Origin of the sequence: Paenibacillus sp. 2KB_22 (genome assembly GCF_052115745.1) — a bacterium.
Taxonomy (GTDB): domain Bacteria; phylum Bacillota; class Bacilli; order Paenibacillales; family Paenibacillaceae; genus Paenibacillus.
On the sequence record NZ_JBFRHG010000003.1, the window covers coordinates 507,742 to 522,205 of the forward strand.

Annotated in this window: 16 protein-coding genes; 6 read left to right on the forward strand and 10 right to left on the reverse strand. The window is 47.4% G+C overall.

Annotated elements, in window-relative coordinates; genetic code table 11:
• Positions 1 to 58 precede the first annotated feature (58 nt).
• On the reverse strand, positions 59 to 1,459 hold the full coding sequence (locus AB4111_RS21115) for an MFS transporter (RefSeq protein ID WP_442033098.1): 1,401 nt from the start codon (positions 1,457 to 1,459) through the stop codon (positions 59 to 61).
• Between the two features lie 254 nt (positions 1,460 to 1,713).
• On the opposite strand from AB4111_RS21115, the gene AB4111_RS21120 reads away from it, so the two are divergent.
• Genes AB4111_RS21120 through AB4111_RS21135 form a run of 4 tightly spaced genes read left to right on the forward strand, consistent with a single transcriptional unit; the run spans position 1,714 to position 5,500 of the window.
• A complete protein-coding gene (locus tag AB4111_RS21120) occupies positions 1,714 to 2,823 on the forward strand; it encodes an ABC transporter ATP-binding protein (RefSeq protein ID WP_124116634.1) in 1,110 nt (369 codons plus the stop codon).
• Complete coding sequence (locus AB4111_RS21125; protein ID WP_017691799.1) at positions 2,813 to 3,646, forward strand: ABC transporter permease; 834 nt, start codon at positions 2,813 to 2,815, stop codon at positions 3,644 to 3,646. The genes AB4111_RS21120 and AB4111_RS21125 overlap by 11 nt, the downstream gene beginning before the upstream one ends.
• A complete protein-coding gene (locus tag AB4111_RS21130; RefSeq protein WP_036612847.1) occupies positions 3,621 to 4,430 on the forward strand; it encodes an ABC transporter permease in 810 nt (269 codons plus the stop codon). The genes AB4111_RS21125 and AB4111_RS21130 overlap by 26 nt, the downstream gene beginning before the upstream one ends.
• Positions 4,427 to 5,500: an ABC transporter substrate-binding protein gene (locus AB4111_RS21135; protein WP_442033099.1), complete on the forward strand. Its 1,074-nt coding sequence runs from the start codon at positions 4,427 to 4,429 to the stop codon at positions 5,498 to 5,500. Before AB4111_RS21130 ends, AB4111_RS21135 begins: the two co-directional genes overlap by 4 nt.
• Positions 5,501 to 5,800: 300 nt before the next feature.
• Here the strand turns inward: AB4111_RS21135 and AB4111_RS21140 are convergent, their stop codons facing one another.
• The 5 genes from AB4111_RS21140 to AB4111_RS21160 all read right to left on the reverse strand — a co-directional run bounded on the left by AB4111_RS21140 (position 5,801) and on the right by AB4111_RS21160 (position 10,137).
• Positions 5,801 to 6,301 (reverse strand): hypothetical protein, encoded by a 501-nt coding sequence (locus AB4111_RS21140; protein ID WP_442033100.1) that lies wholly within the window; start codon positions 6,299 to 6,301, stop codon positions 5,801 to 5,803.
• 263 nt (positions 6,302 to 6,564) lie between these two features.
• The gene (locus AB4111_RS21145; RefSeq protein WP_091036009.1) at positions 6,565 to 7,566 is read right to left on the reverse strand and encodes a cation diffusion facilitator family transporter; all 1,002 of its coding nucleotides are present in this window, start codon (positions 7,564 to 7,566) and stop codon (positions 6,565 to 6,567) included.
• 193 nt (positions 7,567 to 7,759) lie between these two features.
• On the reverse strand, positions 7,760 to 8,356 hold the full coding sequence (locus AB4111_RS21150; protein ID WP_442033101.1) for an SMI1/KNR4 family protein: 597 nt from the start codon (positions 8,354 to 8,356) through the stop codon (positions 7,760 to 7,762).
• A 324-nt stretch (positions 8,357 to 8,680) separates the two neighbouring features.
• Complete coding sequence (locus tag AB4111_RS21155) at positions 8,681 to 9,451, reverse strand: DODA-type extradiol aromatic ring-opening family dioxygenase (RefSeq protein ID WP_442033102.1); 771 nt, start codon at positions 9,449 to 9,451, stop codon at positions 8,681 to 8,683.
• The gene (locus AB4111_RS21160) at positions 9,451 to 10,137 is read right to left on the reverse strand and encodes an alpha/beta hydrolase (protein WP_442033103.1); all 687 of its coding nucleotides are present in this window, start codon (positions 10,135 to 10,137) and stop codon (positions 9,451 to 9,453) included. The genes AB4111_RS21155 and AB4111_RS21160 overlap by 1 nt, the downstream gene beginning before the upstream one ends.
• Before the next feature lie 235 nt (positions 10,138 to 10,372).
• Between AB4111_RS21160 and AB4111_RS21165 the strand changes: the two genes are divergently transcribed.
• Together AB4111_RS21165 and AB4111_RS21170 are read left to right on the forward strand one after the other, a co-directional pair.
• Positions 10,373 to 10,738: a glyoxalase superfamily protein gene (locus AB4111_RS21165; protein ID WP_442033104.1), complete on the forward strand. Its 366-nt coding sequence runs from the start codon at positions 10,373 to 10,375 to the stop codon at positions 10,736 to 10,738.
• Between the two features lie 39 nt (positions 10,739 to 10,777).
• Entirely contained in the window at positions 10,778 to 11,317 is a 540-nt protein-coding gene (locus AB4111_RS21170; RefSeq protein WP_339243225.1) for a helix-turn-helix domain-containing protein, read from the forward strand.
• Between the two features lie 295 nt (positions 11,318 to 11,612).
• Here AB4111_RS21170 and AB4111_RS21175 read toward each other — a convergent pair whose 3' ends face one another.
• The 4 genes from AB4111_RS21175 to AB4111_RS21190 all read right to left on the reverse strand — a co-directional run bounded on the left by AB4111_RS21175 (position 11,613) and on the right by AB4111_RS21190 (position 14,233).
• Positions 11,613 to 12,332, reverse strand: coding sequence for a 3-ketoacyl-ACP reductase (locus tag AB4111_RS21175; protein ID WP_442033105.1), 720 nt, complete (start codon positions 12,330 to 12,332; stop codon positions 11,613 to 11,615).
• 89 nt (positions 12,333 to 12,421) lie between these two features.
• Positions 12,422 to 13,321, reverse strand: coding sequence for a DUF4097 family beta strand repeat-containing protein (locus AB4111_RS21180; protein ID WP_442033106.1), 900 nt, complete (start codon positions 13,319 to 13,321; stop codon positions 12,422 to 12,424).
• Positions 13,318 to 13,911 carry a DUF1700 domain-containing protein gene (locus tag AB4111_RS21185; RefSeq protein WP_442033107.1) on the reverse strand — a complete coding sequence of 198 codons (594 nt, stop codon included), beginning with the start codon at positions 13,909 to 13,911 and terminating at the stop codon, positions 13,318 to 13,320. The genes AB4111_RS21180 and AB4111_RS21185 overlap by 4 nt, the downstream gene beginning before the upstream one ends.
• Positions 13,904 to 14,233, reverse strand: coding sequence for a PadR family transcriptional regulator (locus tag AB4111_RS21190; protein ID WP_253441539.1), 330 nt, complete (start codon positions 14,231 to 14,233; stop codon positions 13,904 to 13,906). Before AB4111_RS21190 ends, AB4111_RS21185 begins: the two co-directional genes overlap by 8 nt.
• Positions 14,234 to 14,464: the final 231 nt, after the last annotated feature.

A 14,464-nucleotide genomic window follows, 5' to 3' on the forward strand; every position in this document is an offset into this window, starting at 1 on the left:
CCAATGAAGGGGTGTCCTCCGTCATGTTCATGACTTGTGGGACATCTCCCTTTTGCATTTACAGTCGTCTTGTCCTGTACTGACTCCGCATCACAGCCTGAACTACAATGGCAGCAGCAATCAGCACCAGATTGAACACAAACACGGAGTAAAGCGATCCAACTTCCATAAGCAGTGCTGCAACCAGTGGGGATATAATGGAGCCGATCTCAGCCGCAGAGACAATTTTGCCTATGACGGAGCTTCGACTCTCATCGGGGATATGATCACCGATATGAGCAAAGAACGAATCCATGTAACATGCCCCGCCAACCCCTCCAATCAGCATACCAACGTAGACCCATAGATGGGAGGACGTGCTTAGAAATACAACAACTTCGATTCCAATCAGGAACATGCCGAGCATACATAGCAACAGACGATCGCCTAACCGGTCAGAGAGATAACCGACAAAGGGAGCAGCGGCAAGCGTAGAAATCCCGGATACGGTGAAGGCGAGACTGGTTGCAAAGGGGTCCCAATGCATGATGTGAGCTGCATACAGTGCAAAATAGGTGAGGAATACCGCATAGGCGCTCATCTCCAGAAAATGTACTGTACCGTAGCCGAGAAGCTGTTGACGCTGAGTGAGCTCTGTAGTTGGGCCAATCGATGTTGAGTCGGGATCTTGATTGGATTGGGAGATATCCGTACCTTGCGTATGCAGTGCATCAGATGTTGTTGAAGGTAAAGGGGGAGCAGTCATAGTAGTATGCGGGTGGGAGTCACTTGTAGTGAATTCTTCAACTACATCCGTGTGCAGCACCGAGTGTGTTGAGTTGTCCAGAGGTTCTTGCTTGACGACAGCGTAAGGTTCTTCTAATGGAGGATCGTTCAACGTCTCCCCAGATTCATGATTAGCTCTAGCTGGCGCCGTCGTCTTCATTCCCATCGCAGCGACCACAGCCATCAGACAACATAACGTAACAAGCAGAAAAGGAACCGACAGAGGCCAGTGCAGCGCGAGCCAGCCACTTATAACCGGACCGAGCACCATTCCACCACCCTCACTGCTGCTGATATATCCATTGTACAGGCCGCGGTTGTCTACATTGCCCCCATCTCCGATGATGGAACGCACGACCACGGTAAGTCCGGTGGAAGCCAGCCCTTGCAGCAGTCGAAGCAGGCCGAATAACACCGCAGCAGAAGACGCCGCGAAGCCACCCATGCAGACAGCGAGCAGTACCAGCATGAAGATGAGAGCTCGTTTACCCCCGAGTTTCTTATAAATTGCCGCAGCAGGAATGCCACCAATCACTTTTCCCACATAGAAAAGCGCAAAAATAACCCCCATCATCCAGCCAGACAGGCCGAATTCCTCAATAAACAAAGGGAACAGAGGCAGGATCATGAATCCGCCCATCTGACTCAGAAAACAAATGGTCATCAGCAAGGGCAGGTTACGACGAATATCCAAGAGCCAAGACTCCTCTCACCATATAATGGCATCCCAAATGTGCTTCACTTCCCAAAGGAATGCGTAGATATCGACATATACCCGTAATGTATGCAGGATTTTTGAAAATAAGAAGAAATGACACGTGGTGTTTACATCAAAACCATTGCGGTTATACCTGAATCATATATAATAGATGGGTTATCTATAAGGATGCATGAACGAAAGTGTACAGAATGAAGAGGTACCTCAAGTATAAGGGGGCGATGTGAAGCATGTCAGAACAACAACCGATTATCCGCTTCGAAGCGGTGACTCAGCAATACGATCAGGATGAAGCCGTATTGAAGGCAGTCAGCTTTGAGATTGAGCGGGGTAAATTTTATACGCTTCTTGGCCCATCGGGCTGCGGAAAAACAACGATATTGCGGCTGATTGCCGGTTTTGCGGAGCCGACTCAGGGCAGTATTTATTTTAATGGTGCGCTCATCAACCGGGTGCCTGCCCACCAGCGGCAGGTGAATACCGTATTTCAGGATTACGCGTTATTTCCACATCTGAATGTATTTGAGAACGTGGCTTTTGGTTTACGGATCAAAAAGATGAAAACGGCTGAAATTCGCAGCAAAGTGTTGGAAGCCCTCAAGTTCGTCAATCTGTCCGGTTATGAGAACCGTGAAATTGGCGAAATGTCCGGCGGACAGCGGCAGCGTGTTGCGATTGCACGCGCGATTGTGAACGAGCCTGAAATCCTGTTATTGGACGAGCCTTTGTCTGCACTCGATCTGAAGCTGCGGACCGAGATGCAGTATGAATTGCGGGAGCTGCAGCAGCGACTGGGTATCACGTTTATCTTTGTGACGCATGATCAAGAAGAGGCCTTGGCGATGTCGGATGAAATTTTTGTTCTCAACGGCGGCGTGATTCAACAGAGCGGTACACCGAACGATATCTATGATGAGCCGATTAACCGTTTTGTGGCGGACTTTATTGGGGAATCGAACATTGTATCGGGCAGAATGAAGCAGGACTTTGTGGTGGAATTCGCTGGCGCACAGCACGAGTGTGTCGATCAGGGTCTCCAGCCGGACGAGCCGGTAGAGATTGTCATTCGCCCAGAGGATCTGGAGATTACAACGGAAGAACAGGGCAAGCTCAAGGTCAATGTGGACTCCCAGTTATTCCGCGGGGTGCATTACGAAATATCCACATATGATGATGCGGGCAACGAGTGGCTTGTTCATTCAACGAAGAAAGCCGTTGTCGGCGCGCGGATTGGACTCTATTTTGACCCGGAAGCTGTGCACGTCATGCGCTTTAACGAGACTGAAGAAGAGTTCGACAAACGACTCGAAGCTTATCAAGAGGCCGCTCATGCAGACTAAGGCCAGCACACGCAATGCGTATCTGATTCCATATGTATTATGGATGGTGTTGTTCGTTGTGGCGCCGGTTCTGCTGGTCATCTATTATTCATTCTTCGATGTGGAGGGTAACTTCACGTTTGGCAACTACGCTCGGTTCTTTACACCGGTGTACTTGCAGATGACGCTCAGTTCGTTCTGGTATGCATTTCTGATTACGGCGTTCTCACTGCTCATCTCGTATCCAACGGCGTATATGCTGACCCGGACGAAGCACAAGCAGCTGTGGTTGCTGCTGATCATTCTGCCAAGCTGGATCAATCTCTTGTTAAAAGCGTACGCCTTCATCGGTCTGTTTGGAACGTACGGTCTGACCAACTCCCTGCTTGAAGTGGTGGGTATTGGCACACAGCAGATTTTGTTCACCGACTTCAGTTTTATCTTTGTCTCGGTGTACATCTTCATTCCATTCATGATTCTGCCGATCTTCAATGCGCTGGAAGAGATGAATCCATCGTTGATCTACGCGGCGCGTGATCTGGGGGCTTCATCGTGGCTGACATTCCGCCGGGTGATCTTTCCGCTGACGATTAGCGGTGTGAAATCAGGCTGTCAGGCTGTATTTATTCCTGCGCTGTCCCTGTTCATGATTACCCGTCTTATTGCGGGAAACCGTGTAATTACGCTGGGAACAGCGATTGAACAGCATTTTCTCGTCACTCAGGACTGGGGGATGGGGTCAACGATTGCCGTCTTTTTGATTATTGCGATGGCGATTATTATGTTCCTGACCGGATCAGGCAAGAAGGAGGTGCGTAATGGGAAGAAACGGAAAGCTGTCTAACGTCTATCTGGCCGTTGTATTCGCCATTCTGTACGCACCGATTGCGTATCTGATCTTCTATTCCTTCAACAGCGGCGGTCACATGCGCAGCTTCGAAGGATTCACGCTCGAATGGTACAAAGAGGTGTTCGCCGATACACGGCTGCTCATCATTGTGCTGAATACATTTATCATTGCACTCCTGTCATCAGCGATCTCAACGATCCTTGGTGTAGCAGGAGCACTGGCGATCTACCATGTGCGTCGCAAACGGACGAAGAATACGCTGCTGTCACTTAATAACGTGTTGATTGTGAGTCCCGATGTCATCATTGGTGCGTCATTCCTGATTCTCTTCACCATGATTGGCATCAAACTGGGCTTCACTTCGGTCCTGCTGTCTCATATTGCATTCAGTGTGCCGATTGTCGTAATCATGGTACTGCCGAAGCTACAGGAGATGAGCCCAACACTGATGGATGCGGCGCGTGATCTGGGCGCTGGTTCATGGCAGATTCTGACGCGTGTGGTACTGCCATACGTGAAACCCGGTATTTTTGCCGGATTCTTCATGGCCTTGACGTACTCGCTCGATGATTTTGCAGTAACATTCTTTGTCACGGGTAATGGTTACTCCACGCTCTCGGTAGAGATATACTCCAGAGCAAGGCAGGGCGTTTCGTTGTCCATCAATGCGTTGTCTACCCTGTTATTCCTGCTCACGGTGCTGCTGGTGGTTGGATATTACTTCATTAACCGCCGCGCAACACGGATACCACCTGGAGGAAAGGGGCTGCGTCCATGAAGCAACTAGTACGGACATTTGCGCTTGTTTTTGTGGCCGCCTTTGCCCTGATGATCACGGCTTCGTATCTGAACAAGAGTCAGGGGTATTCTGGCGGCAATACACTAACCATCTATAACTGGGGCGATTATATCGACCCTGATCTGCTCAAGGAGTTTGAGGATGAGACAGGTATTAAAGTCATCTATCAGACGTTTGACTCCAATGAAGCTATGCTGACTAAGATTGAGCAGGGCGGTACTACGTTTGATGTAGCGATTCCTTCCGAATATGCGATTAGCAAAATGAAAGAAGAAGACCTGCTCGTGCCACTCGATCATAGCAAATTAACCCATCTGGACAACATCGATCCGCGGTTCATGGACTTGTCCTTTGATGAAGGCAACAAGTACTCCATTCCGTATTTCTGGGGCACGGTGGGGATTGTATATAATCCCGAACTGGTGGATGGATTGACATTTGATAGCTGGAATGACCTGTGGGACCCGCGTCTGAAAAATCAAATCCTGCTCCTTGATGGCGCACGCGAAGTCATAGGGATGGGATTAAACAGTCTCGGGTATTCCCTGAACGATACCAACGAAGACCATTTGCAAGAAGCGCTGAAGAAGCTGTCTACATTGACACCGAACGTCAGAGCAATTGTCGGAGACGAGATCAAGATGCTGCTTGCGAACGAGGAAGCGGCGGTTGGACTTGTATGGTCCGGGGATGCATCCGAGATTATGGATGAGAACGATAAGCTGGATTATATGGTGCCGGAAGAAGGTTCGAACCTCTGGTTCGATAACATGGTTATTCCGAAGACGGCGAGTAATATTGAAGGGGCACACCAATTTATCAACTTCATGCTGGACCCGGATCATGCTGCTCGCAATGCGGAGTATGTCGGGTATTCCACGCCGAACGCCGAGGCGCTTAAGCTGCTGCCAGAAGACATCTCGGAGGATGAGCGCTTCTATCCAGACGAGACACTGACAGGCAAGCTGGAGGTCTACGATAATCTGGGCAAAAAAATGCTCTCGCATTACAATGACCTGTTCCTGGAGTTTAAAATGCATAGCAAATAACCGCCAATAGCGTGTGTACAGTTCGTTAGATTTGCAAAAAAGAAAAAAGGGATGCAGCTCGTCATTTCAATTGAATGACGAGCTGCAACCCTTTTTTATTACCTGCTTCAGAGCAATAGCGTAGGATATGTTTTTTTTCGTGCACACGTTAACGGAGGGGACAGAACAAACGAAGGAAGCGGAGCGTTCGCCTTTATCACCGGATTTTCCCATTGTAAAGGGGAATCAAAAAAATCCGGGGATAACAGCGATCCGAAGTTGTTCTGTCACCGCAGTGATCAAGTGGAAACGAATAAAGGGTTACATGCGCTTTTTGCGACCCACCATGATCCACGCCCCACCCATAATCAGCACAATCGCCACGAACGGCTGGATAAAGCTCAAACTGCTCAGCATCGTGCCAATCGACATCACGGCGAAGAACAATAGCGATATCACCGTCAGAATGTTGATGGGGATTAGCAACCATTTGTTCCGACTACCGAACCAATACAATTCAAACAAACCCACAGCTACAGCCAGAATGAAGCCCGGCCACATCGTACCCCAGTTGTTAAACAGCATAGCGATCTGACAGACAATACCAACAGTGAGCAACAATCCACCGGGAACCAGCAGTCCAACCCCTCTGCCAATCATGGAGAAGTAGAGCCAGTGAAAGAACAGTCCTAGTGGAATCACGAATAACGTGGGCCAGAAGGTCGCAAAGATCGTACCCGGACCGAGTGAACCTCCCTGGTTCAGAATCAGGTACACGCCCAACAAAATGAGAACAGGCGCAAGGATCGTACGTTTAGCCATAATATCTCTCCTTCTCAATACAAGATCAATTTCCGAACGGTCGTATGTAGAGCAATTACTTTCGTTGCTCACAGCATACCATGAAGTGGAAAAGTTGATCCTCGGTCTTTGGAGTTAAAGTGAACCTAGACCAAAGTCTAGGTAAGCATTTCAGGGAAATTATCTTTTTATCTTTCTGAAGATGAGCCTATCGTTGAACATACTAAAAACCCACTCTGTTGAAGAGTGGGTTCTGTCATTCTTTTTATCCTGAATGTAGCCTGTTATTTCACCACATCCGAATGTTTCTTGCCCCAGCTGTTCACACCGTCATCCTCAATGATGGAGATGGCTGCGTCGGCGATGTCGGGGTTCGTCATCAGTTTCTCCTGAATACGGAACTTGATGTCATCCGCATCCGCCAGGCTGAGTCCTTTGGTCAACTCAATCAGACCTTCCACATGATAATAACGGCCTTCCTGAATGATACGCATCATCTGAATATCGGCAACGTGTGTGTCTGCCAGAATGGTCTGGGATACTTTGTCCTCAATATCCTGCGGAGCCGCAACACCAATTAATCCGATCATATTATCGTAACCAACCCGGAAGGCTACAGCGATCATCAGACATCCAATAATCGTCGTCACAATACCATCAAGCAAAGCAAAATTGGTCAATGCAATGACTACAACGGAGATCAAGGCGAGTGTCGCACCGAGTACTGCTACAACATCTTCGTAGAATACGAGACGGGTTGGTGGCGCAGCACGGCCTACATTTTTGATCGCAGCAGGGACCAAGGCAAATCCGGCGGCTTTGGGTGCCCGTGCTTCTTTTAAGATTTCCTTCATGGCTTTGATCAGAATGGCCCCGTCAATGACAATGTTCAGAACAAGTACTCCGATATTAATCCAGAGACCGCCGGTATGACCAACAGGATGCTGCAACAGATGGATGCCTTCATGGATCGTTTCATACGCCATAATCGTCACGACAATCACGGCGATCATGCAGAAAATGTTAATGACCCGTCCGAATCCGGTCGGGAAGCGGCGTGTAGGTTTTTTCTCGGACAACACACTTCCGACAAATACAAACCCTTGGTTAATGGCATCAGCGAGCGAATGCATCGCCGAAGCGAACATGGCACCACTGCCACTGAATAGGAAAGCTCCCCCTTTGCACACGGCAAGTACAGCATTACCTGCCATCGCAACGGCGGAGGAGGTGTTCCCCTTTTTGACGAGAGACATAAAGCTCTCAGACTTTGGTTGTTCAGCCACTTCGTATGTTCCTCCCAGATCAATGTAATGTGTAGAAAAGGTAGTCCTCATCTACATAGGTTGTGCATTTCCACTAAATGTTATTATAACCGCTTTGACATATCCCAGCATTATGCAAAAAAGGTCATATCATCATGGATTCATGTGATCCATAGGAAGTGAAGAGATTACAGCTGGAGTAATTTACACTTCCTTAGTACTCAATGGCCTCCAAGGCACGTAGATTCCGATTGGACTGTTCCAACAGTTCCGTAAATGTCCCAGCCACGTAATATACAAAATCTGGATCATGTATGTACATAATAATTTGCCCGTATGAACCTTCTTCTGTCGGATCAAAGTCGAACATCAGGTACAGTGATCCACCTCCGAGCATGCCAAACGTAACCCATTTTTTCTGAAAAAGGTAGGGTTTGATTCGGGGATCAAGTTCTCCGATCTCTTCTTCGGTAAAATAATCATCCATACGGTTCTCCACCAGCGTGGATTGCCCCTTTTGAATCCTTTCCAAGGACAATAGATAAAATGGCTCAGTTTCCCGTCCGTCCTCAAGGCTTGGATACAAGACGTGAAAGCCATAACCGCTCCCATCTTTACATTTATAAAACGCACGAAAATCAGCAGGTAAACGAATGCCATGTTCCCGCTCGAATGCATCGAGCTGCTCATCTGTCACACCTTCAAACTGGCGATATGCCTCCAAGAGCTCCCGGTTTTCCTCATCTTGTACCTTCTCCTCCAGCAACATATCCAGTTCATCCATCAATTCATATATACGCTGTTCTGACATGCAATTCCCTCCCTATGAACTATTCAGATAATATGATGAGTGTTATGCGAGCAAACTGTGCCTGATTTCACCATATTATAGTTATAATCCGAAAAAGCACACAAGAAACCGGAGTCCTTGCTTACATACTACAATGGTCTCATTATTCAAATGCGGTGGTTGCATACTCAGCACACCTGGCTCAATCCCAATCGATGATGTACAACCTTCATGAAAGTCGCTCCTAACAACAAATAAAGCGTGGTTTACAGGGGCAATCCCTGTAAACCACGCTTACTTATTTATCAACCATATAAATGAAACTAGCTTTTTACATCGTCCTCTTTAATCAAACTTCCAACAGGACAAGCTCAGGTTGCCATACTGATAGGCTTTGAACAGGAGGGATGCCCGCTTGTTCTGATCACCTGCACCCATGGCGAGTAACAGCGGTACAAAATGCTCCGGGGTAGGCACGGCCGCTTGAGCTGAAGGTGCCAGTTTATCATAGGAGAAGAGAGACTCCGTATCCCAACTCACCAGCTTGTCATGTAGCCAGTTGTCGAACTCTGATGCCCACGGGTCAACGCCGTTACTTTCCCAGTTCAATCGACGCAGATTGTGAACGGTTCCGCCGCTGCCAATGACGAGAATGTCTTGCTCACGCAAGGAAGCGAGTGCCTGTCCGACCTGATATTGCTGTTCACCTGTTAGATAGCGATTCACAGACAAGGCAATTACGGGAATATCCGCATCCGGGTAGAGCAGGCGCAGAACGACCCATGCACCATGATCCAGGCCACGAACATCATCCGTTTGTACCGGAATCCCGGCTTTTTGCAATAACCGCTCTACTTCGACAGTGGTTTCTGCCTTTCCTTGAGCCGGATACTTGATCTGATACAGCTCGGGCTGGAAACCGCCAAAATCATAGATGGTTTCGTAATTGGCTACCGAGGATACAAGCTGAGTTGTGGATTCCCAGTGAGCAGAGAACAATACGATTGCTTTGGGTTTTGGCAGTTCCTGTCCGAGTTTCTGCAAAAATTCGGTGTACGCATTCTCCTCCAGTGCCAGTGATGGGGCACCGTGAGCAATAAACAGGGATGGCATCATTATGAATTCAGTCCTTTCGGGTCTTCGTTCAGGTCTTCGGTAGTCAGATGTGCATCCGCCCGAAGCCATTGTTGGAATTGTTGATATAGATCGGGGGTCACTTGATGCCCACCGTTGTAAGGTACATATGTGACGTGATGGGTATGTTGACGGAAGAAATTGGCGTTATCTTCGCCCAGTTGCAGCGGGAATAGATGATCCTGATCCCCATGCGAGATAAACACGGACAGCTCCGCATCGGGTTGCAGTTTGTACTCGTCTTTCACAAATTGCGGGATGTACCCACTCATGGCTACAATGCCTTTAATGGCATCTCCCATGATTAGCGATAGGGTCATTGCCATAATGGCGCCCTGGCTGAATCCGGCAATATAACGCCGCGTGGGATCAATTGCATATTTGGCGGACAGATCAACAATTAACTGTTGCAGTCCCAGCACGGAGGCATCATACAATTCGCGGATGGGATTGCCAATGCTTTTGATCTGAAAATAAGCATAACCACTACCCTGAACGATAGGCCCACGGATGGCGACGATAATAAAATCAGATTGTAGTGGCTCCATCAAACGAAGCATATCTTGCTCATCTGATCCCATGCCATGTAAGGCGAAGATGACAGGATAACGCTGATCAGAATTGTAATGGGATGGTAATCGGACTTCATGTATATAAGGAGAATTCATTGAAAACACCACCTGATGAGGAATGAGTTACATATATTGTTCTGATGCCGCATGACGAAGTTCACTAATATGAAATAAATATTCTTATTTATGAAAAAAAATTTATCATGGTTTGATTGTAGGGTCAATACTTTTTTTGTATGATGAATATATGTTGTTTATAAGAAATCTTGAATGGCTCTAAAAAAGTGTCGCTGCGTATGGTTCATAATTTATTCCCAAGGACGTGATCAGGATGTTGAAGAGTATCGTGCCTATTCTAAGGATGTTTGATGAAAAAAAGGCTAAAGAATTCTACCTTGAATACCTGGGGTTCCAATTGGATTGGGAACATCGATTCGAACCGGATATGCCCTTGTACATGCAGGTTTCGCTCGATTCCATCGTGATTCATCTGTCCGAACATCATGGAGATTGTACACCTGGTGCTGCCTTGCGCGTGGAGACATACAATCTGGATGCATTACGGGATAAGCTTATTTTGCAAAAGTACACATATTCCAGACCCGGTATTGAGGAGACACCTTGGAATTCAAGAGAAATGACCGTGACTGATCCGTGTGGCAACCGAATTATATTTGTTGAGTCACGCGCCGAATAAATAACCTGAAGAAGATCAACAGAAGGGGAGGGACGCGATATGGATATTGGCTTGGCTATTCGTACGATCCGCAAGCAGAAACAGATTACGATCATGCAGATGTGTGAGGGAACCGGTTTGTCCAAAGGTTTTATCAGCAACGTAGAAAATAACAAAACGTCCCCTTCCATTGCTACGCTTGAAAGTATTGCGGATTATCTGGAAGTGCCACTTCCTTATTTGCTGTTGACACCGGAGCAACGGATGAACGTGGTACGCAAAAACGAACGCAAGGAAACGACGGCCGGAAGTGGACAGATCAAAGTGCAGCACCTTACCGCCAAAGGTGCCATGCGCATGTCCATTGTAGAATTGCCTCCAGGAGCATCGACAGGGGTTAGCAAACATGCGGGGGAAGAAAGTCATCTGGTGTTGCAGGGCAAGATTCGGGCGGAGCAATGCGAAGATGTGGAAGTTCTTGAAGTGGGTGATTCGTTCACCTGGAATGCGATTGTGCCTCATGAAGTGACCAATATCGGTGAGGAGCCTGCCGTGGTGCTCATAGCGGTGTCCAAGGAATTGGGTTTGGATCATTTGTAGAATAAAAAAAGGACGACTCCCTAGTCATGAACATGCGAACATGCATACATGTACAATGGGAGACGTCCTTTTTAATATTTCTAACGAACTGAGTGAGCCTTATTAGATGATTTTAAGCAGACATTGGGATGTAACGAATCTCAGACGCTTTATTTCACTGCTGTGTGTGTAATTTGGCTACATTACACATACTTCTGGCGAAGTAACGTCGCTGAGATTCGTTACGTTTCTCATTTCCTGCAAAAGAGCACAATAAGGTGTGAGAGATTCGTTGGAAAGGTCAGAAGCACACTGTCTATTGTGGATTCGTCGTCCAGATGCCTGCTGCTTTAACGAAGACACGGTCAGACAGCTTGAGCGTTGCGAGTGCAAGTTCAGCTACATCTTCCGCTTGCATCATGCGATCTTCGTCGCCAATTTTAAGTCCGGCAATGGTCGCAAGCTCCGTATTAACTGTGCTTGGTGTCAGTGCGGTCACACGAATGTTGGACTTGCGCACTTCCTGCATCAGAGATTCGGTCATGCCGAGTAGCGCAAACTTGGATGCACAGTAAGCCGAACCTGTAGCGAATCCGCGCTCACCTGCAGTGGAAGCAATATTGATGATACTGCCGCTACTTTCCTTGATCATGCTTGGAAGGACAGCGCGTGTGACGTAATATGTACCCATAACGTTAACATGCAGAATGCGTTCCCACTCTTCTGGCTCCATATCCAGCAGTGTGCCGAAGCTTGCGATACCTGCATTATTGATCAGAATATCCACTGCACCGAGTTCCATCTCAATGGCTGCTACAGCGGCTTCCGCCTGTGTGCGATCCGAGATATCTGCTACAGCACTGGTTACTTTCACACCGTATTCTTGACTAAGAGACTGCTGAAGAGCCTGAAGATCGGAAGCGGTGCGAGCGATAAGGCCGATGTGCACTCCTTCCTTGGCAAGTGCTTCAGCGATGGCACGACCGATGCCTTTACCGGCACCTGTGATGATAGCTGTTTTATTTTTAAGTTCCATGTGGGTAATTCCTCCTTAGAATTGGACTGGCATTTGATTATACTATATTACCCACAGTTCGGAAATTTGCTTCGTCGCTATTTGGTAATCTATTTGGTAATCTCAATGCTACCTGAAGAAGTACGGGCTTTGATCACTTCCCGGCTCACCATTGGGGATTCAGGTACATCGACACTTCCGGAAGTAGCTTTAGCGTCGTAAATTCCGTCGAAATCAGGTGCAGCTTGAATGAAAATATCTCCTGATGTTCCAGACGCATTAATCGGGGCGGAATGGGACTGTTCAATATGAATGCTTCCCGAAGTGAATTGAACATCGGCCGCACCATTTAATTCAGTGATCTCAATATCTCCTGATTCAATCTTACTGTTTACATGACCGGCAATCTGATCTGCCGTGAAGCTTCCGGATGTCTGTTTCACGGTTATGTCTCCATCAATCATGGAAGCGTTAATGTCGCCAGAAGTTAGAACCAATTCAATATTGGGCGCCTTGATGTTTTCCAGACGTATGGAACCTGAGGTATTATTCAGCTCAAGCTGTTTGGCATTTAGACCTGTCAGATCCCAGTCACTTGAAGAGGAGTCCAGCTTAACCTCATTTAACTGGTGTCCTTCAGGCAGGGCAACGGTTATTGTGGAGTCTTGATCATTCCAATACAGGGTGAAAAATTGCAATCGTTCACGTTCTGTCTGAGACAGATGGAATGTGCCGTTGGATAAAGTGGCTTGTTCGAAGCTTTTGACTACGGCAGTATCCCATTTTCCATCCACTTCGATATAACCATTCGAATCCGGGCTTACAACAAATTCAATATCTGCACTGAAATTAGCATTCATGATAATGTTCTGCAATTCATCCGCTTTGAAATCCCATCGTTTGGAATAATGCTCTCGTTCATCCCCGAACTGAACGCCATAGATGGATGTTCCGAGCAAACCTATTCCGATACATATCACGGCGAGCGCAAGCCATTTCTTGGTGCTCATGCGGAAACATCTCCTTTCATCGTGTTTTTATTCCATTGAATGTATTGAAGAGTGATATTTTTGAAGCCTCTAAAAACGTACTTGGATGCAATGGTAAAACAAATGCCGACACCGAATGCACCAATCGCAACGAAAATCTCTGCTTTATCGAGTTGGCCAAGGAATACGAAGTCCACAACTGCTGCCACAGGAGCCAATACCAGCAAGGAAAGGCTCGCGAGCGTAAGCCATACTGACCATAGAGTAAGACCAAGTGGAATGCCAAGCATCAGATTCAGGAATAACAGGCCAACGGCTGTGAAGAAGTTGCGAGTGGCTCTCGTGCTGTTTCTGGGGGATCGCATTTCGCGATACGTCGGTGCATAGAATGCATCTGAACCCGGCGTATGCATGTCATAACGATCACCGAGTGCTTCCTTCGCGATCTCTTCCGGCTGTCCCAGTTCCCGAGCGATCTCTTCTTCCAACCTGCCTTCTCTGAGTCCAAGCTCGAAATGTTGATCATAATCTGCGAGCAATTCGGCCCGTTCCTGCGGTTCCATCGGCCGTAGATGAATTTCCATGGCCTGCATAAATTGTTGTCTATTCATTATGAGTTCCTTCCTCAATCAGATTTGCGACATTGCGCACAAATTCATTCCACTCTGTCGTCAGTGCCGTCATATAGTCGCGACCTGTATCGGACAGTCGGTAATACTTACGCGGCGGTCCTTCGCTTGATTCTTGCAGATAGGTGGTGCAGTAACCGTCATTTACAAGCCGGCGAAGCAAGGGATACAGTGCGCCCTCAGCAACTTCGATATGTTTGGAGACCGCCTGAGCCAGTTCGTAGCCATACCGATCCTGGCGGTTAATTAATACCAGGACGCACAGCTCCAATACTCCTTTTTTGAACTGGATGTTCACATTCACACAGGTTCCTCCTTAATAGCTTCATTTATCGCTAGTGTATATTGTTCAGTAGTGGTGAAGTTATCATAGCATTTCGGTACTGTTTAATGCAAGGTAGTGACTTTAAAATAGTTCCGTATCACGATTCATCAATAATAAGTTGGATTAATACTGATGCTCAGCTGAAGCTGTCTGTTTAGCTATAATTCAGCATACGCAAAAACCGGATCGGTTGCTTCCGTCTGGAGGCGG

Bases quoted from the DNA above. Each gene is read 5' to 3' on its own strand.
- AB4111_RS21120 (WP_124116634.1), top strand. From the start codon at position 1,714: ATGTCAGAACAACAACCGATTATCCGCTTCGAAGCGGTGACTCAGCAA.
- AB4111_RS21125 (WP_017691799.1), top strand. From the start codon at position 2,813: ATGCAGACTAAGGCCAGCACACGCAATGCGTATCTGATTCCATATGTA.
- AB4111_RS21130 (WP_036612847.1), top strand. From the start codon at position 3,621: ATGGGAAGAAACGGAAAGCTGTCTAACGTCTATCTGGCCGTTGTATTC.
- AB4111_RS21135 (WP_442033099.1), top strand. From the start codon at position 4,427: ATGAAGCAACTAGTACGGACATTTGCGCTTGTTTTTGTGGCCGCCTTT.
- AB4111_RS21140 (WP_442033100.1), bottom strand. From the start codon at position 6,301: ATGGCTAAACGTACGATCCTTGCGCCTGTTCTCATTTTGTTGGGCGTG.
- AB4111_RS21150 (WP_442033101.1), bottom strand. From the start codon at position 8,356: ATGTCAGAACAGCGTATATATGAATTGATGGATGAACTGGATATGTTG.
- AB4111_RS21155 (WP_442033102.1), bottom strand. From the start codon at position 9,451: ATGATGCCATCCCTGTTTATTGCTCACGGTGCCCCATCACTGGCACTG.
- AB4111_RS21160 (WP_442033103.1), bottom strand. From the start codon at position 10,137: ATGAATTCTCCTTATATACATGAAGTCCGATTACCATCCCATTACAAT.
- AB4111_RS21165 (WP_442033104.1), top strand. From the start codon at position 10,373: ATGTTGAAGAGTATCGTGCCTATTCTAAGGATGTTTGATGAAAAAAAG.
- AB4111_RS21170 (WP_339243225.1), top strand. From the start codon at position 10,778: ATGGATATTGGCTTGGCTATTCGTACGATCCGCAAGCAGAAACAGATT.
- AB4111_RS21175 (WP_442033105.1), bottom strand. From the start codon at position 12,332: ATGGAACTTAAAAATAAAACAGCTATCATCACAGGTGCCGGTAAAGGC.
- AB4111_RS21180 (WP_442033106.1), bottom strand. From the start codon at position 13,321: ATGAGCACCAAGAAATGGCTTGCGCTCGCCGTGATATGTATCGGAATA.
- AB4111_RS21185 (WP_442033107.1), bottom strand. From the start codon at position 13,911: ATGAATAGACAACAATTTATGCAGGCCATGGAAATTCATCTACGGCCG.